We start from the raw sequence: 23,212 nt of genomic DNA, 5'->3' as shown, positions 1-23,212 counted from the left end.
ACCATGTAGTCATATAATATTGGTATAACATGACCACATGGTCACTATCTTGGGGAAGGGTGATATAATGCCACAAGCAACATTTTTTAATTTATCAGATGACAAAAGAAATTTAATAATCTCTGCTGCCATAGATGAGTTTTCTTCAGCTAGCTATAGTGCAGCCAGTATAAACCAAATATGCAAGAAATCAAATATTGCTAAAGGAAGCTTTTATCAATATTTCACTGATAAGATGGATTTATATGTTTATATAATGACTTTAGCTATTGAAGAAAAGATTAGGTTTTTCTCGGTGATCCTAAGAGAATTTCATACCTTATCACTATTAGAGCAATTTCGTTTGCTTTTTATCAAAGGTATTGAATTTGCAAAAGATTATCCTCAATACGCTGCCTTAGGAGAACAATTTTCCAAAGAAAATAATCAATTAGCTAAATCATCGGTTATTAAAGCAGGATATAAACAATCAGAATCACTATTTATAAAAATGATAGACCATGCAAAATCTAAAGGTGAAATAGACAGTAAAGTTGATTCTTTAGCCTTAAGCATGATATTTCAATCTTTGAATAATTCGGTTAATGAATATATGCTTAATAAGTTTGGGAATGTGAGGTATGAGCAATATGAAGAAGATGTGAGTAATTTTGTAGATTCTCTCTTAAGTATTATATTTAACGGAATTCAAAACAAAATTTAAACAGAGTATAAGGAGGTTTACCATGAGTAAAAAATTAGATTTTATGCTGGGGATGTTATTTGCAGTTGCTACCGTTGTATTCATTATATTATTTCTATCTAATGATATGTTTTTTAATTGGGCATTTGAAAGACACCACAATATATTAAGCTGGTATGTTAGACCATTATTTATTATACCAATGGTGATATTTGCATTTAAGAAAAGTTTTACTGGTATATTCGCTTCAATTTTTGCTCTATTTACAAGCATGTTCTGGTTTCCTGTACCTACGACAAGTAGTTCTCAGGTTTTATCATTCTTGGCTTTTGAAATGGAGTATCTAAAGGGTGTATGGACTGCTCCAAAAATAATAATAAGTTTAGCAGTACCCCTATTTTTTATCATTCTTATTACAGCAGCATGGAAAAGAAACTGGAAATGGCTTTTAGGTATTATCATAGGGGCAGCTGTTCTAAAATTTATTTGGAGTATAGCATTTGGTGGTGAGGCAGGCATGTCTATTCTAAAACCTGCATTAACAGGTTTGATAGTTTGTATCGGTGGATTATATTGTTTTCTTAAGAAGCATAAGCGAACGAATAAAATTTGATACATTAACAATTCGCCAAAATATTAGAAGGGGCTGTTTCAAAATAAATAGTCCTTAATAAAAAAAGAGTTCAGAGAGCGGTTGCTCTTTGAACTCTTTTCTAGTATGCTTTATCTGCGATGAATATACATACTAAAGTTAATCATAGAGCAAAAATCAAAAAAATGCAACTAACTTTTAGTTTTGATTTGACTAATAATTTTGATATGGATGATGAGGTTTTCCTGGTGCACAATATTATTGAGGAGATGAATTTAAAGTTTTTAGATAGTGCCTACTCTAATAAAGGTAGAAAACCAGCTGTAGAATCAAAAACCATGTTGAAAATTCTAGTTTTTGCATACATAAATAGAAAATATTCAGCTAGAGATATTGAAGATGCCTGTAAATATGATATTCGATTCAGATGGCTTTTAGATAATGGAAAATCCCCTGATCATGTAACCATCAATAGATTTAGGAATAAGATATATCCTTTCATGGATGAAATATTACATCAACTAGTAAACTTACTAGTAGAACAAGGAGAAATGGATTTAAAAGTGTATACATAGACGGAACGAAAATAGAAGCAAATGCCAATAGATACACATTTGTATGGAAAAAATCTATACTTAAATATCAAGAGAAACTAATACAGAAAATACTAGAATATTTCAGAATTAATGAAAATTTATCTAGTGAGGATTGTAAAAAGCTTGTTCTACTTGAATTCAATAACATAAGAAATATTTGCAAATCAAGAAATATAGTATTTGCTTATGGTAAAGGGAAGCGAAAATTAGAAGAACAAAAGAAATATGAAATGTTGGAAGAGTGGCTTGATAAGCTAAATATATATGAAAAACATTTGAATATACTTGATGAAAGAAACAGCTATTCAAAAACAGATAAAGATGCAACTTTCATGAGATTAAAAGATGACCATATGAAAAATGGTCAGTTAAAACCTGCTTACAATATTCAATGTGCAACGAATGGCGGGTATATTGTAGATATAGAGGGATTTAGTAATCCTACAGATGTGAGAACCTTAGTTCCTTTTATGGATAAACTTCTAAAAAAATATGATACAAAAATAAATAGAGTTGTAGCAGACTCAGGCTATGAAAGTGAGGAAAATTATCTTTATCTAAGAAAAAAGAAAATAAAACCTTTCATAAAACCCTTAAATTATGAAGTAAAAAAGACAAGAAAATATAGAAATGACATATCAAGAAAAGAGAATATGATTTACTATAAAGTAGAAGATTACTATATTTGTCATAATAATAAAAAGCTTAAATTCGAAAAGAGAATATATAGAAAAAATAAATATGGATTTAAAAGTGAGTCTAAGGTTTATCTATGCAATGACTGTCTAAATTGTATATATTCTAGTGATTGCATCAATATGAAAAACAAAACTGGATTGAAACGCATATATGTTTCTGAAGGATTTGAAGAATTAAGAAAAGAATCAGAAAAAATATATAATGACAGAAGAAGGAATTACAGAAAGACTTAATCGTTCAATTCAGTCAGAAGGAGTATTTTCATATATAAAATCAGGAATGCAATATTTAAGATTTAAACATAGAGGTATGGAAAAAGTTATTTCAGAAATAAAGTTACTAAGTGTCGCAATAAATATAAGAAAACTAAGTAGTAAAATAAAGGCAGACAAATTAGGTTTTATCCGATATAAAGAAGTGATTTAGAAATAGAAAAAACGCCATAAGTAAAATGAGGTTTAGAAAAATCTAAGCTTTATTTCCTGTACCCTAAATTAATTTAGAGAGAGTATATTTAATATTTATAGGGACTGATATAACTTAGTTGTCAACTTTGATATAGAAAAAGAGGCGTTTCATAACTGATTTATCAGTTATGAAACAGCCCCTTTTTGAAAACTCAATAAGGTACTATTTCTGATATACTCATATTTAATCCATCACTATCTTCTTCAAAAGAGCCAAACAATTCAACTCAGTCACACCAATATATAGCTTAGATGCATCTGAAAATTATTGCTAACTTATACTTCATCATATCCTATTTTGTGAATTACCTTGATTTATATAAAAACTACATTCTGCAACTACCTAAATTCTTTTAGTATTTAAACTTTGAAATGCTCAATTGCATTTCATCAGCCAGTTTTGATAATGCTTCACTTGCATTTAAAACTTCCTCGATAGAGGCTACTTGTTCTTCAACAGATGCTGATGCTTCCTCTGTTCCAGCTGCATTTTCTTCTGCTATGGCTGATAAGTTTTGTAATACTCCTATGATCCCATCTTTCTTTGACTCCATTTCTATACTAGAATTTCTAATAGATGCTACTGATAATTCTACAGCTTCTATAGCTAAAGCAATTCCTTGGAATTGTTCATTGGTCATATCTACTGTTTCATTTTGAGATTTTACTATTTCTTCTACTTTCGCAATAGTATTTACGGCATATTCAATTTCTGCAGCTAATTTATCTATAATAGAGGTAATCTCTCCAGAAAAAGATGTAGATCCTTCTGCTAATTTCCTAATTTCATCTGCTACAACAGCAAAACCCCTTCCTGCTTCTCCAGCTCTAGCTGCTTCTATTGCAGCATTTAAAGCGAGTAAGTTTGTTTGGTCTGCAATATTTTTGATCATTTCACTGGCATTTTTTATCTTTTCAGTGCTTTGATTAGTATTTAATATTATTTTATATACTTCTCCAATAGATACAGTAGTTGTATTTGTTTTATCTAAAAGTTCTTTTACAGTATTTAATCCTTGGTTTTTTAAATTATTCACTTCCCCTGCCGTATGATTTAATTCATCTGCATTACGACGATTATCTTCAATACCTTGAGCAAGTGTATCTATATCAGTTGCAGCTTTTTCTGTATCTATTGCCTGAGAACTGGCTGCTCCTGCAATTTCCTCTATGGCTCTAGCAACTTCTTCAGAGGTTATTGCAGATTGGTTCATATTCGCAGTCAACTCCTCTGATGAAGCCGCCACTTGTTGGGAACTATCTGCTATGTCTTTTACTAACACTATAAGATTTTTCTGCATTATGGATAATGATTTGGTGATTAAGCCAATTTCATCCTTCCTATCTAAATATTCCGCAGTCTTGCTGTCATTATCATAACTTAAATCAAAGTTTGATATTTTTTCAATATTTTTTGATAACTCAACTATTGGTGTACTAATTGACTTTGTAATCATTAATATTGCAAATCCTAGTATTATAATACCAATTATGGCAGTAATTACAGTAATCTTTATGGAATTAGTTAGTTCCTTAAATATTTCATTATGAGGAACTATAAGCATCAACGCCCAGTTATTACTATATCCATCTGTAGTTAATGGTTCTACTATTAAATATCTTCGTGGGTAGATGGAATCTGCTTTTTTTTCTATTCGTGTACTCTCGCCATTTATAATCACTTCTTGAAGTTCCTCATCCCCAAATATCTCAAAAGCATTTTTGCCAATTAAATCTGGATCTAAATGTCCTACAATAGTGCCATTTGCAGAAATCAACTGAGCATATCCACTTTCAAATATCTTGATATCAGAGACAATTTCCTGTATTCTATTTAATGCAATATCTACCCCCACAACTCCTATAGCCTCATTGTTATATATGATTGGAGATGTAATGGATACTAGCGTTACAGATTCTCCTTGCAAAGTGTAAGTGGAAGGTTCAGACACAATATCTTTCATCGTTTCTCTAGAGGCTTGATACCATAGACCACTTTCATCATAGTTTTTATAGGTATCACTTGTCTTTTCCAACACTAGATTTCCACTACCTCTATTCCAGTATGGAATAAATCTACCTGTTTCATCATGATTAGGAGTATTTATATATTCTATATCCTTCCCATCCAAAGCATTAGGTTCCCAAACTGTCCACATACCAACAAAATTAGGGTTCTTTTCAATAATGTTTTTTAGGATTACAAGTAATTCACTTCTATCTTCTATTCCATTTTGCTTCATCCCTCCAAACATTTCTGCTGTTGTCTTGGTTGTAGATATAGCTTTTATAAGTTCATCTTGAGCCATTTCTACAAACTTTTCTGTTTCTGCCTTTGTATAATTAAATGTTTCTCTTTCTTGAATTTTATAAGAACTTCTTGCAATAAAACCAATAGTTACTACAAAGATAACTAATATAACCATTAAAATACTTAATAACATTCTAGCTTTAATCGATTTCATAAACTCTTCCTCCCTTATGGTTTTTATTTAATTAAGTCTATCTATAAATGCATTGCTATCGCTTTGTAACAATATATATGACCCGCTTTTAAATCTTCAGATATTTTTTAAATAATTCGTTATTTAAATTACTTCGATTTTCCATTACTATATTAATTAAGTTTCTAATAGCATCTCATGCTATTAGAAACAAAACTAATATTATAGCCAAGGGAATGACATAAGTTTTCCAACCATTTTTTTATTTTAATCTTTTTATCCACTACATTCCCCCTCAGTATGGTTTGTTTTACGTCCTTTTTTCTACAAAAACAACTTATTATCTAACTAATTTGAGTTTTCCTTTCACAATTATACATATTTTTACAATTAGTTCTATATTAATATCGACATATTTTGTTAATAATTAAACTTTAAATATACAAATAACCTTATAAATAATCTTATCAGTACACTGTTTACTCCATGTTATTTATCTGAAGTTTTAAAAAATTAGGCAACAGCTATTATTATAAAATTAAAATTTTCAATTAGATAAATATCTGCACTAGAAAAGGTAAAATACAGATGTAGCCTTTGTTATAAAAAAGTAGACTAAGTCTATCTGGTCTTTTCTGTTGACCTAAAAACTTAGCCTAATCTATTTTCTGTATTTACAACTTCCATATCATTGAATATTCTTTTTCCTTAGTTTCATCATTTTCTTTCTCTTTTTTGACTTTAAATCCATGCTTCTTATAAAAATTTATAGCCTTTAAATTTTTAGCATAAACATCTAAGCTTAAGACAAAATAATCTTCTTTACATCTTTCGAGTAATTTACTTCCTATACCTTCATTCTGATATTTATTAGAAACAAATAATCCTGCGATATATGAGTTTTCTATAATACCTATGAAACCTTTTATTTCACCACCATCTTCATAGACAAGGACAGTAGACTCTGGTAGAGCATTCTTGACAAATTCATAGTTCGTCTTCCAATAGTCTTTGGAAATAAAATCATGTGTGCTAATATTTTCTTCAAGCCAGATTTTCATTATATGATCTATTTTAGATTTGTTTAATTCTTTTATCATTAAATATACTCCTTATTTTATAAAAACTTCAGTCCATACTTTTTGACAAATAATTCTGCTTATGTACATAATATTATATAATTCATCTGCCAATCTATCAACTAATAATCCCATCTTTTAAACTCTACTTTTTCAGTATTCCCCTATCTCTAGTCCAATTATCCAATATTATCTATATTTTTGCCTATTTTTAAGGGTCAAAAAATAGTGTTCTTTCATCGATTTTTGACCCAAATTTTATCCTTGAAGTTTCCATAAAATATAGAAATTCGAATTTAAATAAACTTTAACGGAAAATACTAATAATTATGGTGAGCTATCCCGATTTCTACTGAATTCACTTGATGAGTTTCATAATCAAATTCAAAGGAAAGCTTGGTCTTTCCTAATAAATAAGTTTTTAGCCCAACACTTCCACTAGGATTTTTATACTCCTGATGGTCAGTTGTAATATCCAGCAACTTTTCATCAACTTCAGAAGGAGTTAGACCATTATAGTTCTCACCATTAATTAAGGTATTGCTGTTGTCATATTCGTACTGATAGGGTAAAGAAATAAGTGATACAGTAACTTGATTAATCAGACATTCCTCAAAATACATGGTTTGATCCATTAAGGGATTTAGAAACTGAAATTTACAGTATAACTTATCATCTCGTCCCATATAACCCCTTAAAGAATAGCTTCTTGAAGGCATAACCTTACCTTCAATCCCTTCCTTTAAACGTTTATCTAAGGCAACAATATATCCTGCATCTTGTATGTCCTTTAATCGTGTGTCTCCTACAGCCAATTGAAAGTCACCATAATCTATTATTACATCTATTTGGTGGACTGCTTCTGGTGCTTTCTCTGGTTCCTTACTACAACCTGAAAGTATTAAGAGCATTACAAGAAAAATTAGTATATATTTTATTCCATTTTTACACTGCATAAAGTAGCACCCCTGTTTTTCTAATATTTATTATCTATATACATATTAAGGCTTACTCTTGAGCTGTTGAATGGTATTTCATACCTAAATAGGTATTACATAGGCAGATTTTATGGTGGTTGAAATATTGGTTTTCTCATCAGTGGAGAAGGTATCCATATAGGCACCAAGTGATAGAGCCATTTCTACTGTTACATATTGATTCTTATAGTCAACAACATTGATATCTCCCAACGGTGTAGGTCCCTGAATTAATTTAATAGGTGCAAAATCAGAGTAGATAAAATATGCAATAATAATAGCAAAAATAATAACTGTTCTAAGTATAGCTATGTTTTTTCCTTTCTTCTTTAATAAAGATAACATTTGAGATTCATGAATTTCCATAAATGTACCTTTAATTCATATTTGTAGATAATAAACATTATATATATTATTTTCATTCCTGTGTATACTACTAAAGTCTTGTTTTTGACAAATTGAATAAAAATTAACAATATCAATCATGTTTAAAAGTATCTAAAAAATCAATAAAATACTAAGAGATTAATCTGAAAATATTTAAATCCTGTTTAGATAATAAAATCTAAGCAGGATTCTTTTCTTTCTTCGTAATAGTTCTACTTTTATCCTCGTTTTGCCCTACAGTTAAATCTTCTGCGAGATCGTTATAATCTATCAACAAAACAGAATTTCCTTTTAGACTCAACTGCTAAGAATTATAATTGTTTCTTCTTTATTCTTCCTAGTAATATTCCATACATAAATAATTTTGTCATTGTTCTCATTCTTTTCCTTATGTTTTTGGGTATAAATTAAGAGACTAAGTTTATAGATTATATAGGTTAATCTAGAACTTAGCCTCTTAATTTTTTAAAATATACTTCTAATAAGTAACTTTGCCAATGGGTAAATTAGAAAAATCATATAAATCGTCATAATGTAAGATTGTTATATCATCTGATTTTTCTTTTCCCTAGCAATTAATTGTATATGTCAATTTATTAAAGTCGCCTCTTCTCCCAGCTATTATTATGATCGTCATGAAGATAATCAACGTATTACTGAGATGCCTCTCTTTTTTTATTTGATTTTATAACTAATAAATCGCTACTGGCCCATAAGGACCATCAATAATTTCTATTTTCGTTTCAAAGATACCTGTCAAAGATTCTGGGTCCATAACCTCTTCTACTGTTCCAAAGGCAGCAATTTGTCCATCTTTCATGGCACAAATTCTATCAGAATATTTTGCTGCAAAATTTATATCATGCATAACAGTCAGAATTGTTCTTCCAAATTCATTAGCAGCATACCTAAGATGCTCCATCATTTGAACAGAACGAGCAACATCCAAATTGTTCAGAGGCTCATCCAAAAGTACATATTCAGTCTCTTGGCATAAAACCATTGCTACATATGCTCTTTGCCTTTGACCACCAGAAAGCTCATCTAAATATCTATTTTCTAAATCAGTCAAGCCTAAAAAGTCAATATATTTAGAAATAATAGCCTCATCCTCTTTAGTCAATCTTCCCTTTGAATAAGGAAAACGCCCAAATCCAACTAATTGTCTAACAGTAAGCCTTGTTATAAAATGATTTTCTTGTCTCAAAATAGTCAGGATTTTTGCTAAATCTTCTGATTTAGATTCAGAAACATCCATATTTGCCACATTAATTTGGCCTTTATCCATATCCAAAAGTCTTCCAATCATTAAAAGTGTTGTAGATTTCCCAGCACCATTTGGTCCAATTAAAGAAGTAAGACCAGCTTTTGGTATTTCAATATTCAAAGGTCCTATTTTTACCTCATCAGTATACACCTTTTTAACATTATCAATCTTTATCATAAAGTCCCCTTCCTTAAAATTACAATTAAAAATGTTATTCCTCCAAACATTTCGATAATAACTGAAACTACACCTTGAGCATTGAATACATGATACATAAAAAAGTATGCACCCGTTATTATCAAAAATCCTATAGCAAGGGCCATTGGAAAAATATATCTGTGATCATAAGTTGGCGCCACTTGATAACTCAAAGTCGCAACTAAAAATCCATAGAAAGTAAGTGGTCCAACCAAAGCCGTTGAAATCGACATCAAAACAGAAACTAATATAAGAGTATAAATTACACTAAATTGATTATTAATACCCAAAGAAGTACAGACGTCCTTTCCAAGTGACAGTACATTTAACTTCTTAGAATAAGTAAGAAGAAGTAATGCTGCAATTATTACAATTGGAATCGCAACAAAAAAATATGCTGAATCTGCATTATTTACAGAACCAAACAATTTTGCCTGTAAAATATCAAACTCAGAGGGTGCAAGAAGTCTTCTCATAAAAGATGACAAAGACCTTAACCCAGTTCCAATAATAACTCCCACTAAAAGCATAAGTTGTAAATCTCCATACTTTCCGGAAAGTAACCATCCATAAAGTATCAAACACATTAAAACCATAACAACAACTTGAAATATAAATGATCCAATGCCGCTAAAATTTATAAATGTACTAGCACCAAAGAAAAATATTGTACTAGTATGAATTGTTGAGTAAAGTGCTTCAAAACCTAAAAGTGAAGGAGTTATAACCCTATTATTAGTAATCGATTGGAAAGCAACAGTGGACAAACTCTGACAAGTTGCAGCAATAATCATTGCAACAAGAGCTACCATCCTTCTTCTAACAACTGGAATAAAGGAAGGGGAACCTACTGGAACTGGATTATTATAAACCAAAAGTCCATATGAAGAAAGAGCGCCCAAAGCAAACAATGTTATCAAGAAAATCCAATAACGTTTTTCTTCTTTCTTAGAACGGAAGGCTCTAGCTGATCTATTTTCATTATGTATGCTAGAATCAATTTCGATATTTCTTTTATTACTATATTCTAATACGTTCATCTTAGCCTCCTTTGTCTCAATAAAATAACAATAAATACAACTGACCCTATTGTTCCGAGTATTAAAGAGACAGGTACTTCAAAAGGCCTTATAAGTGTTCGAGAAATTATGTCACAAACAGTTATAGTACCCATTCCTAACACACATACCCAAGGCAAATTACTCCTAAGATCATCACCTCTATACATTGAAACAATATTTGGCACAATTAAACCTAAAAAAGGCAAATTTCCAATAACGGCCGCAACAATTCCAACTGCAAAAGAAATAAGACCAGTACCCAAAAGAACTATCCTATTATAATTTACTCCAAGACTTGTTGCAATATCTTCCCCTAGTCCAGCTAAAGTCAACCTATCAGCATAGATGAAAATTAAAAAAGTGACAATGACAATTAGCCATAAATATTCATATCTTCCAATTTGAACCGATGCAAAAGAACCTACAAACCACGCTTCAATATTTTGAGTCATTTGAAAGACTAGTCCTATAAAAGTAGAAATTGCAGAAATGACTGCTCCAAGCATCATCCCGATAATTGGAACAATTAAAGACGAACGAAGTTTAATTTTTCTTAAAAACAAAAAGAAAATCATAGTTCCTATAAAAGAAAAAAATATTGCACCAGTCATTCGTTGAACCAAAGTTGGTGCAGGAAATAATAAATAAACAAAAACAAGCCCCAAACCTGCCCATTCAATAGTTCCCGTTGTGGTAGATTCAACTAAGCGATTCTGTGTAATAAGTTGCATTACCAGTCCTGACATTGACATTGCAGCTCCAGTAAGCATTAGTGAAACTGTTCTTGGAACACGAGTTATGAAAAACATACTCATTCCATCCTCTTGTCCTAGGATATCATAAACTCCAGTAAACAGTGATATAATACCTATCATAATAACAACTATAACTGCTAATATAAAAGGTTTTGTCCATATTTTATTTTTATTATAATGTTGGGGCTGAGAGTTCTCAGCCCCATACATTTTTTGCATTGTATTTTTCGGCACTATATTATACTCCTTTATGTTACTTAGCTAAAGCGTTTGCAAGTTCTTCAAATAACTCTAGATAAGTTTGTATTGATTCATTTGTGTAAGTATCATTTGGTGCATAAACGATCTTTCCTTCAGAAACAGCAGTTGTGTTTTGAAGAGCAGGTGAATTATCGATAACATCCTGAGCAGGAACTGCATCAGTTGTAGAAGATACTGCAGCATCACGATCTAGTACGAAAATCCAATCAGGGTTACTTTGTGCAATAGCTTCAACAGAAATATCATCACCTTGATGATCAGAGGAAGCATTGCCAACCTCTAATGCTGGAACCCATCCAAAAATTTCATACATTGGTCCCCAAACACGTCCAGAATGAGGAGCTGAAAAACCAATATCTCCACCAGAAACTACAATACTCATAACTGTATCCGTTCCATTATACGCAGACTTAGCGTTTTCAATAACTTGATCAAAATCAGCTACTAATTGTTCAGCCTCTTTATTTTTATCAAAAATTTTCCCCAAAGCAATTGTAGAATTTTTAAGTCCATTTACTAAATTTTCTCCAGGTGAATCAGATGCCTCAGAAACATCAAAGTTAAGATTAATAACAACTGCATTTGGTACTAATGCTTTTATATCTTCATAATAGCTAGCAAATCTTTGACCGACAATTACAAGTTCAGGGTTTACAGCTGCTATAATTTCAAGATTTGGTTCACGATGATTGCCAATATCTTGAACTGACTCATCAGCTACATATGGTGAATCCGCAGGCATTACACCCTTTGGAACAGCTGCTAATTCAATTCCCCAATCAGATAAAGTTTCAAAAGTTCTATTATCCAAAGCAACTACATTCTTTGGATTTACAGGAACAGTAACAGTTCCATGAACATCAGTAATTTCAACCGTTGAAACTTCAGTAGACTCATTTACTTGCTCATTAGTTTCAGGGGCAATAGCCTCATTACTTGGATTTGTGCAAGCCGTCAACATCAAAGCAAAAATTCCCATAATAATAGTTAATTTAAAAAGTTTAGATTTTCTCATACATTTCTCCTTTTATATAAGTTTTATATAAGCATGATAAGCAAGCAGATTATTGAATTGATGAAATCAATATCTATGTTATATTTTTATTCGTGATTTAAGTAACAATTATCTCTATTTCACTATAGTGCACAGTGACAATACAAATATGATAGTAATGATAGTGATTATCAATTTCAATATCTTAATTAATTATACCAAAGCAAAAAATATTGTCAACCATTTTTGATAGCTTTGTTTTTTTGAACTTAGGAATATAGCCTATGTCCCCTCCCCATTTATAAAGAGGTGACAATAAAGATGTCCGTCGAGGCTATTACCCCCTTGGAGTCAGTATATATTTTAGGAAAATTTAATGCCTAATCAAAAATACAACCATGAGTTGTAACAATTAAGCATAATGAAATGATAAAATCTAAGAAAACTACTTAATATGTAATAAAGCGGATGCTCTATTTGAGCATCCGCTTTTATAGGTATTGCAATATCCTGCACACCGCCATCAATAGATACTGAATACCAAGATCCATCGAAATAACATTTTTCAAACACAAGCATATCATTTATCGAATAGACAAAGTCTCTGTCTAAATGTACTTTAATATCTTTTCGCCATACCTACAGACTTTGACTCTGAATACTCAAACCCAAACTTTTTTATATAGTCTATCTGCTGGAGCATCAGCAATTAAACTTACATAAGAACTTTTTGGTACATGATTCTCTAGGTATTTATTTCTGACATAATTAGTTTACCTAGTCCTTTTCCTTGATATGAAGGAGCAACAGCAGTATCCACTATATGATAAAAGCATCCCTTATCTCCTATAATTCTTCCCATACCAACCAATTTATCGCAATCCCTTAAAGTAACAATAAAAATAGAATTATTCAATCCTATTTCTGATGCTACTTCATCCTTTGGACTCAATCCAGAAGATATATGATCTTTTATTGCAGTTAAACTATAAAAGAAAAACAGGTCTTAGAGTTACTACCCTTCGACCTGTTTTTCTTTTATAGGGCTATTTATTTTGAAACAGCCCTACTAGCTAGCATATTATGATGACGCCAATACCACAAGCATCTGTGTTAAAATTACTCTTTAGGTTTTTCTTGCTTTCTACTAAAACTTTCATTTAAACTCCTCCTTTTTTAATATATTATTTAAGCTAAATTAGCTAAAATTGCTCTTTAATAATAAGCTTTAATAAATCATCCAATATGATTTTCTTTGGTATACATCCAGATATCCCCTTTTGTCTTTTAGCTTGGCAACCTCCCATACATAATGGAAAAACCTTACATGTACTGCATTCATCAATATATGGAATCCAGTATTTTACCTAGCATAAATTTACCATATAAAGCCATCAAAATTGCTAATCCTATTATATTAAATAAATTTAAAAATATAAATTTATATGTGTTTTTAAAATCATATGAATCTATCCTTTTTGGAATTTAGGGTCAGCTCGTCATTCAATTAAACCAACTTGTTTTTTAATAATTAGCATATTGGCATTACGCCCATACCACAAGACGCTGTGTTAAAATTACTCTTTAGGTTTTTCTTGCTTTCTACCAAAATTTTCATTTAAACTCCTCCTTTTTAATATATTATTTAAGCTAAATTAGCTAAAATTGCTCTTCAATAATAAGCTTTAATAAATCATCCAATATGATTTTCTCTGGTATACATCCAGATATCCCCTTTTGTCTTTTAGCTTGACAACCTCCCATACATAATGGAAAAACCTTACATGTACTGCATTCATCAATATATGGAAATTGTTCTCTTTCATAAAGAACATTATCTACAGTAAACTCATATTCAACTTCATTATCATCTTCAATACATGATAAAAGCCTGTTTTTAGGAGATAGGTAATATGAATTTCCCGTTCTAAAAGAACATGGATTAGACAATCTATTCGGAACAGATATATCTTTATGTAAGAGTTTAAGTGTCCTATAGCATTCTAAATAAACCTCAGAATACTCTTTATAACTAAGCATTTGAAATTCTGCTTCTGAAGAATGCTTTTCCATTTGTGCAAACGCAAAAGATATACGATCCAAATATTTAAAATACCTTTTAGCTAAATATTTGATTAAATCTTTAGCCTCTAAAGAATTTTCTTTACATAAGTTAATCCTAAAAATAATTCTAGATTCAATCTTATCTATTATATTATCTAAATTTAATATTATCTTATCAAAACTATTAAAGTTAGATTTTCTTAAATGATTATGAGTCTCTTTCATACCTTCAATTGTAATTTGAATTGCTTCAAACTTAATATCTATAATGTTGGGATTATCTAACATATATCCATTTGTTACTATATAAGGTAGATATAATATATTAAGATTATCACACATCATTTTGAATTTATCATCTAAATACAATAAAATCTCATAGTTCATTAACGGTTCTCCACCAAAATATGTTATCTTTAATTCCTTGTATTTTTTCGTTGTAAGTAATATTTGAACTTGATCTAGTAATTTATTTGCATCATTAATGGTCATTTCATTTGGATTACGAGTTTGATAGCAATAAATACAATTAAAATTACATTTTTCAGTTAATGACAATGTTATATCCAAAGTAAAAAAATCATTTTTCACTTTGTAGTCAACTTCTTTCATTAATTCTGTAAATTCATCAGATTCATTATCTATTAAATATCCTTGCTTAATTAACTCATCAAAGTATTCAGGTGTATCTATTAAATTAGGATTATCTATTTCTATTAAACCATTTTCTTTACAATTAAATATAAAGTTTCTATCACTTACTCTAAAATGGTAATTATAAACCGATTCTTTTAACTTGGACATTAGTTTTCACCTCTTAAATATTTTATTAAATTAATAGCGTTCAATTCTTTATAGTATGCATTTATTATTATATTTCATCTTATGCTTATCTTATATTAATATATAAGCCTGTCTACCTTTAAGGTAATAGCCCAACATAACTTCTAAAATTTTATATTTATAAATTTCAGCTATCACAACTAGTTAATTTAATATTTGGCTAATATCAATAATCAGATGGTTGATATAGATGCATCTAATCTCTTCTTTCAATTAATAGCTAAAATAATAGCTAAAAGATATGAGAAGCATTGTACAATAATTACTACTAACTCTATTTTTTTCAAAGTGGCCAGATATATTTGCTTCCCTTACAAGTGCTAATGTCATATTAGATAGCATTCTTTATCATAGCCATATTATATATATCAAAAATCCATCCTATAGTATTCAATCCAAAATTCAGTACCTAGATAATAATTCTATGAAGGATTCCGAAGTATCTTAGGTCACTTTTTGTATATACTTATATTCCACTTTTTGAACATTCTTATATTTACATCTTATTCGTCAAATAATATAATCTAACATATCTAGGGTAGCCTTCAATTCATTTAGAGTGTTTTCTTGGCAATCATGTATGTATAAATCATCTGCTATAAAGCATCCTCTAGAGCATATATATTTATATTGACAATTATTGCATTTTTCATTATTTTTATTGTTATAGTCTTTTATAGCTTCTGTTTTTTTTATATCCATAAAAGAATCTGTATAATTAAACTCTCCTATAACCAATTTTTCATCTTCAGGACAAGTATAGATTCTACTAGTGTTAAAATCCAACACCCATGTATCTCCAACCTCGCATCTATTATAAGATATTCCTTCCTCACTTAGAATATCCATTATTTTTCTTAACATATTAGAGTTAATAGATATGTGTAAGTTTTTATATTTATTCAAATTACCTAAGCATTTGATATATTCCATAAATTCTAGTTGAGAATACGAATATTCTGTATGTAAAACTCTATTTAATATAATATTAATCTTACCTATATTTGAAAACTCAGTATCAAAATATTCTAAAGTATTCTTTAAATCTCCATTATTATTTTTATCTATGTTAATTTGTATTGATACATTTTTATTAGCTAACTTATATATTTTAATTGTATTAAGCAAATGACTATATGTATATTCATTAGTAACTCGTCTTTTAGTATGAAACTCCTCAGTTCCATCTATTGTAATAGTCATATTTTTTAACTGTGCATTATTTAAAACAATGTCTTTTATTCTATCTGTATGATATCCGTTAGTGAAGATATTAACTGACTTTGGATATATTAAATCTAAAAATTTTAATACATTACTAATATTGTCTTCTATTAATGGTTCTCCTCCAAAAAGATATATTTCATCAAAATGGGTTATTATTCTATTTAAAAAATTGTAATACTCACTTAAGTTATTTATTGGTTGATGTCTAAGATTGCTATTTTGATAGCAATAAATACAATTAATATTACAATTCGAATTAAATTTAACATACAACTTTTTTAATATGGGTTTAACTTCTAATTTAATAGGATAATTTGTATCTTGAATTCTCACAATATTATTTTCTAAATCTAAATATGATCTTTGTCCTCTAAATTTAAAATGCATATTTTTTCCTCCAATTAATAATCTCTTCATATTTTTTTGACTTAATATATAAATCCTCTTAATTAAGAGGATTTATATATTAAGTAACTAGCTAGCATATTACGATGCCAGAACCACAAGATTGTGTATTAAAATTACTCTTTAGGTTTTTCTTGCTTTCTACTAAAACTTTCATTTAAACTCCTCCTTTTTAATATATTATTTAAGCTAAATTAGCTAAAATTGCTCTTCAATAACAAGCTTTAATAAATCATCCAATATGATTTTCTCTGGTATACATCCAGATATCCCCTTTTGTCTTTTAGCTTGACAACCTCCCATACATAATGGAAAAACCTTACATGTACTGCATTCATCAATATATGGAAATTGTTCTCTTTCATAAAGAACATTATCTACAGTAAACTCATATTCAACTTCATTATCATCTTCAATACATGATAAAAGCCTGTTTTTAGGAGATAGGTAATATGAATTTCCCGTTCTAAAAGAACATGGATTAGACAATCTATTCGGAACAGATATATCTTTATGTAAGAGTTTAAGTGTCCTATAGCATTCTAAATAAACCTCAGAATACTCTTTATAACTAAGCATTTGAAATTCTGCTTCTGAAGAATGCTTTTCCATTTGTGCAAACGCAAAAGATATACGATCCAAATATTTAAAATACCTTTTAGCTAAATATTTGATTAAATCTTTAGCCTCTAAAGAATTTTCTTTACATAAGTTAATCCTAAAAATAATTCTAGATTCAATCTTATCTATTATATTATCTAAATTTAATATTATCTTATCAAAACTATTAAAGTTAGATTTTCTTAAATGATTATGAGTCTCTTTCATACCTTCAATTGTAATTTGAATTGCTTCAAACTTAATATCTATAATGTTGGGATTATCTAACATATATCCATTTGTTACTATATAAGGTAGATATAATATATTAAGATTATCACACATCATTTTGAATTTATCATCTAAATACAATAAAATCTCATAGTTCATTAACGGTTCTCCACCAAAATATGTTATCTTTAATTCCTTGTATTTTTTCGTTGTAAGTAATATTTGAACTTGATCTAGTAATTTATTTGCATCATTAATGGTCATTTCATTTGGATTACGAGTTTGATAGCAATAAATACAATTAAAATTACATTTTTCAGTTAATGACAATGTTATATCCAAAGTAAAAAAATCATTTTTCACTTTGTAGTCAACTTCTTTCATTAATTCTGTAAATTCATCAGATTCATTATCTATTAAATATCCTTGCTTAATTAACTCATCAAAGTATTCAGGTGTATCTATTAAATTAGGATTATCTATTTCTATTAAACCATTTTCTTTACAATTAAATATAAAGTTTCTATCACTTACTCTAAAATGGTAATTATAAACCGATTCTTTTAACTTGGACATTAGTTTTCACCTCTTAAATATTTTATTAAATTAATAGCGTTCAATTCTTTATAGTATGCATTTATTATTATATTTCATCTTATGCTTATCTTATATTAATATATAAGCCTGTCTACCTTTAAGGTAATAGCTCAACATAAATTCTAAAGTTTTATATTTATAAATTTCAGCTATCACAACTAGTTAATTTAATATTTGGCTAATATCAATAATTAGAATTCTCTAACTTATTGATCATAACTATATCATTTATGTGTAGTGTTATCAATAAGTCTTTTTCACAATTTTTCGACAATTCTAGATAATTCAAACATATGTGACACGAAGCCTGAAAAACTTTGTCTAAATAATGCTGTGGATTTAAAAAATTATTAGTAATATCATCTTAAATAGCATTTTCAGAGTAATATTCCTTAGCTATTGCATTTGGTTTCTGTAAACTAAGAATTTCTCTTGCTATATTTTTATATCTTTCACTATATCCTATAAAGAATTTTTTTTTATAACTGCTAAATTGTCTTATATTGTAGAATAATTCATTGTCTGTTTGAACTAATTCAACTTTAAATCCTAAGTTCATTAACTAATTCTAAATATCTCTTTCTTGAATATTTATCAATAGCTGATATTTTGTAGTATCTACTATGATTACTTGCAAATCCAATACATTCATTTAGAATATATTTTACATCTCTTTACATTCTCTCTTCTAGATAATTAGATTTAGACTAACTAGTATATACAACAATGGTAGCCATTTTTGGCTGCCTAAGTTATCATGATTATTTGATTTTGCATGCTTCTTTAATATTTGAACTCCAAAGAAGTAAATTGTCTATTAGTTTATCATTTTTTTGAAAGAACTCTTTAGTCAAAGCTGTTAAAAGAATTTGTAAATATTTATATGAATTTAATTCATTTGCTTTTGCTGTTGCACCTTTTGGACTTCATGCAAATAACCAGTCTTTTTCTTCCTACAGTAAATGGTCTTATACTATTTTCTGCAAGGTTATTGGATATGTCACAGTTACCATCTTCAATATACACCATAATCCATATTGCTGACTTTTCAAATATTACAGTGCTCACCCTATCCTGGATTTTATTAATACTACATTAATTCTAATATCGGTTTAATATAGCCTAAAATACTTAAATAAGCAAAAACCATCATAATAATTCCCCTGTATTACTGAATAATTTTATAGTTATGTCATTTTCCCAATCTATAGTATCCTCCTGTATATCTTGGATTTGAATGTTGCACTGCCATCTGCCTTGGTAAAAACACTGTCTTTATAGAACTGTAAACCGTTCTTCTCCATGACCTTTACTGATTGTAGATTGTCTATTGCCACTTCTCCAACAACGGCTTTAATGCCGTTCTTCTGAGCTAATCGGATTAAAGCACAAAGTATTTCGGTAGCGTAACCATTTCCCCAAGCTTCAGGCCCTAGACAATATCCAAATTCCCATTCATCCTCCAAGCTTACTTGTGGTCCAATCCCACACGTTCCGATAATGGTTTCAGTGTCTTTCTGAATAATTACAAACGCATAATTTAAACTGCTATTGATGACAGGAATCATCCCCTTAATAACTTCAACATTACTATATAGAGGATCTTGTAGATACTTATTGACTCTTGGGTCACTCCAGATGCGAACAATGTCCTCTGCATCTTCATTACTTATATCTCTTAAAACTAATCTTTCTGTTTCTAACATATTCCACCTCGATTAATAAGTTTTTAACAATCAATGTAATCAAATTCTAATTTATCCGTTTGCTAATAAATATTCTCTGATACACATAGTTTAACTATTACGAATACTTTCTTTTCCTTATATTAACTCGTTGTCTTTACATTATTCATATGAAGTTAAAAATAACGTGTTATTATTTTCAATAAATCAGCATAATTATTATATCCCACCCTGATAATCTTTGCACCCATTGAATTTAGACAATTTTAGACATTACTCATCTTTGATTTAATTTTAACGCCCTTAAGTTATTACATAAATTTTGATAGTTGTTCATTAATTTTTTTCAATTCTTCTAAATATTTTTTTGTATAATCCTCAATATCTTCATGCTTTTTAAATGTTTGGTTTAGCATATCTAGATGATGATGTTCATTATATATAATTTTTTTATCAATAATTACTGGATGACTTTTCTTTACATAATACATTGGAATTTCTCCGTTATTTATCGCTCTCTCTTTAGTCAGAAAATCAACAGTATAGGTCTTTTAAAGAAGGATATCTCCTTTGTATTTTTCATTCTATAACATTTTTCTAATGCCACTTTCATACCATTTAGGTTTTCCATTCCAGCTTGAGACTCTCTATTCTTCTAGTTCTTTTGCTATTTTATCCTATTCCTTCTCCATCAACACTACTGTCTCTACGTGCCTTGAGAGGTCAATAAAGATGTCGTAAGGACCCAGTGATTCCTTGGTGGAAGTGTATGTTTTTAAAACATAATTTCCTTTCGTTCATTTTATCATACTCTTATTCTTTATATTTTATTTTGTAAATTTAAAAAAGCTCCTATCTCTTTGCAAAATGCAAAGGGACGGAAGCTTCATGTTACCACTCCAATTTTATATAGACCTTACGGTATGTACCTCATCAAGTATGCTGGAAATAATCCATAAACATTTTATGACTATAACGTGCATCTACGTGGATATCTACGATAGATTCGATCTCCCAACTTTAAGACCATGTTCGGCTTGCTATCCCTTGCTCAATCTCACCAACTTTAGCTCTCTGCATAAGTATTCCTAAGCTCACTCTTCTTTTCTAAGTTTTTATTCTTTCTAATATTAATTATCTATGCACTTTTCCAAAGTCACTTCATCATAGAAATCCAAATTTTATTTCATTCTCCCATATTTCATCTCTTTGCCTTGTTTATCATATCTCTTTCTTTTAGATTTTATTTCTTCCATGCGGATTCTATATATATTCGTTCTTTTTAATCCAGCCTTAATTGCCATATCAAAATACTTCATCTTTGTCGGGATATATTTTTCACATATAAGCCTCATGGCTTTGATTCTTTCTTCCTCATCTTCAACTATTTCGACTTTGCCTTTTATTACTGCTGATTCATATTCAGTAGTAAATACACTGCTAATCAATAATATAGCTTTAGATTCATCAGATGCTATTTCTTTTAATTCCTCTTCAGTAAAGTTATCTGGAATTCTTATCTCCCCTACAAATGCTACACTGACACTCGGATTATTTGTCAATGTACATACCTTTCTTCCATCCTTAGCTGAATGGAAGTAAAGATTTTCTTCATGTCTTATTATGGACAGAGGTATCCCATATGGTTCATCACCATCTATCATTGAGAGTATTCCGTATCTAGCCTTATCTATTACATAGTACCCAAAGTCCCTACCCATTTCTCTATCTTTTCTTCTCATGTTTATGAACTCCTTTTTACTATTCATTCTTCAAAGAATCAGATTATTTATATATCCATTTTATCAAGCCAAGCTTCTATTGGTATCCCTTTGAATTTATCTACATTATCCTTACTCAGTATTATAATATCCTTTACGTAATCCATAGCTTTTTGTGCAGAGTCCTGTAAAGGTGCTCCCAAAAGCACTTTTCCCATCATTACTGATGAAAATACATCTCCCGTTCCTGGAAATCTGACTGCCACATACTCAAATGACAGGCTGAAATATGTATCTTCTTTGGAATCGTAGCCCAATACAGCAGTATTATCCTTAAGATTTACACTTGTAATTACAATAGATTTAGAACCTAATTCTCTTAATCTATCTATTAATTCATATCCTTCTTCCAATGATATTCCTTCATTTTTAATATCTACACCTGCTAAAAATGCTGCTTCTGTATAATTAGGAACGATATAATCTGCAACTGAACAGAGTTGTCTCATGTATTCTATAGTTTGATTAGTTACTCCATTATATAACTTCCCGTCATCCCCCATAATAGGGTCTACAAATACTATGGTGCCCTTCTGGGATTGTTCTTGACAATAATCTGCTACAAGTCTTACCTGTTCCTCAGACATAATAAAGCCTGTTGAAATCCCATCAAAGTTAAATCCTAGCTCTTTCCATACAGATATTGTGTTTTTCATATATTCAGTTGTTTCCAATACTTCAAATTTTCCATAATCAAATGTGTTTGAAATCAATGCTGTGGGTAGATTATATAGATCAAAACCCATATGGGATAGTACGGGAATCATCGCAGCTAGTGCCACCTTCCCATAACCTGGCAAATCATTTATCAATAATATCTTGTCACTCAAATTATCCCTCTTTTCATACTGGTATAAAAGTTAGCTAATTAAATACTAATTCAGAACCCCGCTATCTCAGCATCAAGCTATCCTTGACATAGATCCTTACCAACTTGCTGATTTCTTTATATTGAATAATACATTTACATCTTGAAATATATATCATGCTCATTTGTATGCTTTTTCCCTTGAATGTATATTTGGTTATCCATATAGACAAAATGAACTGGGGTAGTATAAGGGGTACCGTCTGTATTAATAGTGGAAAAACTTCCTGTTTGTACCCTAAGTAACAAGTTCTTAATTTTTTCATCTGTTAATTGGTGTGTTTTCATTCTATATTACATCAAATTCCCTCCATATACTTTCTTTTACTTATAAGTATATTTTAAAATTGTTCCTGTATCAAGGGACGGTTATTAACTTTTTTTTAGGACACAGTTCTACTTCATAAACATAAAGAAGATGTAAATGCAAAGACTTACCTTAGCGATATACA

General features: G+C 29.6%; 25 protein-coding genes. 6 read left to right on the top strand and 19 right to left on the bottom strand.

Features of this window, described 5'->3' with window-relative positions; translation table 11 throughout:
* The first annotated feature begins 67 nt into the window (after positions 1-67).
* The 5 genes from RBU61_RS00865 (at position 68) to RBU61_RS00845 (ending at position 2,995) form a co-directional block, all read left to right on the top strand.
* Positions 68-703: a TetR/AcrR family transcriptional regulator gene (locus RBU61_RS00865; protein WP_308877516.1), complete on the top strand. Its 636-nt coding sequence runs from the start codon at positions 68-70 to the stop codon at positions 701-703.
* A gap of 22 nt (positions 704-725) precedes the next feature.
* A complete protein-coding gene (locus RBU61_RS00860) occupies positions 726-1,295 on the top strand; it encodes a hypothetical protein (RefSeq protein WP_308877515.1) in 570 nt (189 codons plus the stop codon).
* A gap of 227 nt (positions 1,296-1,522) precedes the next feature.
* Positions 1,523-1,849 carry a transposase gene (locus RBU61_RS00855; RefSeq protein WP_308876808.1) on the top strand — a complete coding sequence of 109 codons (327 nt, stop codon included), beginning with the start codon at positions 1,523-1,525 and terminating at the stop codon, positions 1,847-1,849.
* A 251-nt stretch (positions 1,850-2,100) separates the two neighbouring features.
* Positions 2,101-2,802 (top strand): transposase, encoded by a 702-nt coding sequence (locus tag RBU61_RS00850; protein WP_308877514.1) that lies wholly within the window; start codon positions 2,101-2,103, stop codon positions 2,800-2,802.
* Positions 2,771-2,995, top strand: coding sequence for a transposase (locus tag RBU61_RS00845; RefSeq protein WP_308875721.1), 225 nt, complete (start codon positions 2,771-2,773; stop codon positions 2,993-2,995). The genes RBU61_RS00850 and RBU61_RS00845 overlap by 32 nt, the downstream gene beginning before the upstream one ends.
* A gap of 394 nt (positions 2,996-3,389) precedes the next feature.
* Here RBU61_RS00845 and RBU61_RS00840 read toward each other — a convergent pair whose 3' ends face one another.
* The 10 genes from RBU61_RS00840 to RBU61_RS00795 form a co-directional block, all read right to left on the bottom strand.
* On the bottom strand, positions 3,390-5,501 hold the full coding sequence (locus RBU61_RS00840) for a methyl-accepting chemotaxis protein (RefSeq protein ID WP_308877513.1): 2,112 nt from the start codon (positions 5,499-5,501) through the stop codon (positions 3,390-3,392).
* Positions 5,502-6,154: 653 nt separating this feature from the next.
* Positions 6,155-6,580 (bottom strand): N-acetyltransferase, encoded by a 426-nt coding sequence (locus RBU61_RS00835; protein ID WP_308877512.1) that lies wholly within the window; start codon positions 6,578-6,580, stop codon positions 6,155-6,157.
* A gap of 299 nt (positions 6,581-6,879) precedes the next feature.
* Entirely contained in the window at positions 6,880-7,515 is a 636-nt protein-coding gene (locus tag RBU61_RS00830; protein WP_308877511.1) for a hypothetical protein, read from the bottom strand.
* Positions 7,516-7,599: 84 nt separating this feature from the next.
* Positions 7,600-7,902 (bottom strand): DUF6709 family protein, encoded by a 303-nt coding sequence (locus RBU61_RS00825; protein WP_308877510.1) that lies wholly within the window; start codon positions 7,900-7,902, stop codon positions 7,600-7,602.
* Positions 7,903-8,614: 712 nt separating this feature from the next.
* Positions 8,615-9,367: an ATP-binding cassette domain-containing protein gene (locus RBU61_RS00820; RefSeq protein WP_308877509.1), complete on the bottom strand. Its 753-nt coding sequence runs from the start codon at positions 9,365-9,367 to the stop codon at positions 8,615-8,617.
* Entirely contained in the window at positions 9,364-10,428 is a 1,065-nt protein-coding gene (locus RBU61_RS00815) for an iron chelate uptake ABC transporter family permease subunit (protein WP_308877508.1), read from the bottom strand. Before RBU61_RS00815 ends, RBU61_RS00820 begins: the two co-directional genes overlap by 4 nt.
* Complete coding sequence (locus tag RBU61_RS00810; protein ID WP_308877506.1) at positions 10,425-11,438, bottom strand: iron chelate uptake ABC transporter family permease subunit; 1,014 nt, start codon at positions 11,436-11,438, stop codon at positions 10,425-10,427. Before RBU61_RS00810 ends, RBU61_RS00815 begins: the two co-directional genes overlap by 4 nt.
* A gap of 19 nt (positions 11,439-11,457) precedes the next feature.
* Entirely contained in the window at positions 11,458-12,480 is a 1,023-nt protein-coding gene (locus tag RBU61_RS00805; RefSeq protein WP_308877505.1) for a siderophore ABC transporter substrate-binding protein, read from the bottom strand.
* A gap of 724 nt (positions 12,481-13,204) precedes the next feature.
* Positions 13,205-13,411, bottom strand: a complete 207-nt coding sequence (locus RBU61_RS00800) for a GNAT family N-acetyltransferase (RefSeq protein WP_308877504.1) — start codon at positions 13,409-13,411, stop codon at positions 13,205-13,207.
* Positions 13,412-14,118: 707 nt separating this feature from the next.
* Entirely contained in the window at positions 14,119-15,327 is a 1,209-nt protein-coding gene (locus RBU61_RS00795; protein WP_308877503.1) for a radical SAM protein, read from the bottom strand.
* A gap of 337 nt (positions 15,328-15,664) precedes the next feature.
* Here RBU61_RS00795 and RBU61_RS19455 point away from each other — a divergent pair, with 337 nt between their 5' ends.
* Entirely contained in the window at positions 15,665-15,814 is a 150-nt protein-coding gene (locus tag RBU61_RS19455; RefSeq protein WP_374212503.1) for a hypothetical protein, read from the top strand.
* Between the two features lie 62 nt (positions 15,815-15,876).
* Here RBU61_RS19455 and RBU61_RS00790 read toward each other — a convergent pair whose 3' ends face one another.
* The 9 genes from RBU61_RS00790 to RBU61_RS19450 all read right to left on the bottom strand — a co-directional run bounded on the left by RBU61_RS00790 (position 15,877) and on the right by RBU61_RS19450 (position 23,048).
* Positions 15,877-16,980 (bottom strand): radical SAM/SPASM domain-containing protein, encoded by a 1,104-nt coding sequence (locus tag RBU61_RS00790; protein WP_308877502.1) that lies wholly within the window; start codon positions 16,978-16,980, stop codon positions 15,877-15,879.
* 216 nt (positions 16,981-17,196) lie between these two features.
* Positions 17,197-18,405, bottom strand: a complete 1,209-nt coding sequence (locus RBU61_RS00785; RefSeq protein WP_308877501.1) for a radical SAM protein — start codon at positions 18,403-18,405, stop codon at positions 17,197-17,199.
* A 385-nt stretch (positions 18,406-18,790) separates the two neighbouring features.
* The gene (locus tag RBU61_RS00780; protein WP_308877500.1) at positions 18,791-18,985 is read right to left on the bottom strand and encodes a hypothetical protein; all 195 of its coding nucleotides are present in this window, start codon (positions 18,983-18,985) and stop codon (positions 18,791-18,793) included.
* Positions 18,986-19,320: 335 nt separating this feature from the next.
* Positions 19,321-19,455: a transposase gene (locus RBU61_RS00775; protein WP_374212502.1), complete on the bottom strand. Its 135-nt coding sequence runs from the start codon at positions 19,453-19,455 to the stop codon at positions 19,321-19,323.
* Positions 19,456-19,631: 176 nt separating this feature from the next.
* The gene (locus RBU61_RS00770) at positions 19,632-20,132 is read right to left on the bottom strand and encodes a GNAT family N-acetyltransferase (RefSeq protein WP_308877499.1); all 501 of its coding nucleotides are present in this window, start codon (positions 20,130-20,132) and stop codon (positions 19,632-19,634) included.
* A 290-nt stretch (positions 20,133-20,422) separates the two neighbouring features.
* Complete coding sequence (locus RBU61_RS00765) at positions 20,423-20,602, bottom strand: hypothetical protein (RefSeq protein WP_308877498.1); 180 nt, start codon at positions 20,600-20,602, stop codon at positions 20,423-20,425.
* A gap of 690 nt (positions 20,603-21,292) precedes the next feature.
* The gene (locus tag RBU61_RS00760; protein ID WP_308877497.1) at positions 21,293-21,853 is read right to left on the bottom strand and encodes a pyridoxamine 5'-phosphate oxidase family protein; all 561 of its coding nucleotides are present in this window, start codon (positions 21,851-21,853) and stop codon (positions 21,293-21,295) included.
* 47 nt (positions 21,854-21,900) lie between these two features.
* A complete protein-coding gene (locus tag RBU61_RS00755) occupies positions 21,901-22,722 on the bottom strand; it encodes a pyridoxamine kinase (RefSeq protein ID WP_256311354.1) in 822 nt (273 codons plus the stop codon).
* 134 nt (positions 22,723-22,856) lie between these two features.
* The gene (locus tag RBU61_RS19450) at positions 22,857-23,048 is read right to left on the bottom strand and encodes a pyridoxamine 5'-phosphate oxidase family protein (protein ID WP_374212471.1); all 192 of its coding nucleotides are present in this window, start codon (positions 23,046-23,048) and stop codon (positions 22,857-22,859) included.
* Positions 23,049-23,212 lie beyond the last annotated feature (164 nt).

Origin of the sequence: Tissierella sp. MB52-C2, assembly GCF_030931715.1 — a bacterium.
Lineage (GTDB): Bacteria > Bacillota > Clostridia > Tissierellales > Tissierellaceae > Tissierella.
This window is presented reverse-complemented; position numbering and strand designations above follow the sequence as displayed.

What these genes read in the sequence shown, in the direction of transcription:
- RBU61_RS19450 (WP_374212471.1), bottom strand. Translation starts at nt 23,048, where the DNA reads ATGAAAACACACCAATTAACAGATGAAAAAATTAAGAACTTGTTACTT.
- RBU61_RS00815 (WP_308877508.1), bottom strand. Translation starts at nt 10,428, where the DNA reads ATGAACGTATTAGAATATAGTAATAAAAGAAATATCGAAATTGATTCT.
- RBU61_RS00805 (WP_308877505.1), bottom strand. Translation starts at nt 12,480, where the DNA reads ATGAGAAAATCTAAACTTTTTAAATTAACTATTATTATGGGAATTTTT.
- RBU61_RS00825 (WP_308877510.1), bottom strand. Translation starts at nt 7,902, where the DNA reads ATGGAAATTCATGAATCTCAAATGTTATCTTTATTAAAGAAGAAAGGA.
- RBU61_RS00840 (WP_308877513.1), bottom strand. Translation starts at nt 5,501, where the DNA reads ATGAAATCGATTAAAGCTAGAATGTTATTAAGTATTTTAATGGTTATA.
- RBU61_RS00785 (WP_308877501.1), bottom strand. Translation starts at nt 18,405, where the DNA reads ATGTCCAAGTTAAAAGAATCGGTTTATAATTACCATTTTAGAGTAAGT.
- RBU61_RS00780 (WP_308877500.1), bottom strand. Translation starts at nt 18,985, where the DNA reads ATGAACTTAGGATTTAAAGTTGAATTAGTTCAAACAGACAATGAATTA.
- RBU61_RS00850 (WP_308877514.1), top strand. Translation starts at nt 2,101, where the DNA reads ATGTTGGAAGAGTGGCTTGATAAGCTAAATATATATGAAAAACATTTG.
- RBU61_RS00835 (WP_308877512.1), bottom strand. Translation starts at nt 6,580, where the DNA reads ATGATAAAAGAATTAAACAAATCTAAAATAGATCATATAATGAAAATC.
- RBU61_RS00830 (WP_308877511.1), bottom strand. Translation starts at nt 7,515, where the DNA reads ATGCAGTGTAAAAATGGAATAAAATATATACTAATTTTTCTTGTAATG.
- RBU61_RS00845 (WP_308875721.1), top strand. Translation starts at nt 2,771, where the DNA reads ATGACAGAAGAAGGAATTACAGAAAGACTTAATCGTTCAATTCAGTCA.
- RBU61_RS00775 (WP_374212502.1), bottom strand. Translation starts at nt 19,455, where the DNA reads ATGGTGTATATTGAAGATGGTAACTGTGACATATCCAATAACCTTGCA.
- RBU61_RS00820 (WP_308877509.1), bottom strand. Translation starts at nt 9,367, where the DNA reads ATGATAAAGATTGATAATGTTAAAAAGGTGTATACTGATGAGGTAAAA.
- RBU61_RS00795 (WP_308877503.1), bottom strand. Translation starts at nt 15,327, where the DNA reads ATGTCCAAGTTAAAAGAATCGGTTTATAATTACCATTTTAGAGTAAGT.
- RBU61_RS00770 (WP_308877499.1), bottom strand. Translation starts at nt 20,132, where the DNA reads ATGTTAGAAACAGAAAGATTAGTTTTAAGAGATATAAGTAATGAAGAT.
- RBU61_RS00765 (WP_308877498.1), bottom strand. Translation starts at nt 20,602, where the DNA reads ATGTATTATGTAAAGAAAAGTCATCCAGTAATTATTGATAAAAAAATT.
- RBU61_RS00860 (WP_308877515.1), top strand. Translation starts at nt 726, where the DNA reads ATGAGTAAAAAATTAGATTTTATGCTGGGGATGTTATTTGCAGTTGCT.
- RBU61_RS00790 (WP_308877502.1), bottom strand. Translation starts at nt 16,980, where the DNA reads ATGCATTTTAAATTTAGAGGACAAAGATCATATTTAGATTTAGAAAAT.
- RBU61_RS00865 (WP_308877516.1), top strand. Translation starts at nt 68, where the DNA reads ATGCCACAAGCAACATTTTTTAATTTATCAGATGACAAAAGAAATTTA.
- RBU61_RS00760 (WP_308877497.1), bottom strand. Translation starts at nt 21,853, where the DNA reads ATGAGAAGAAAAGATAGAGAAATGGGTAGGGACTTTGGGTACTATGTA.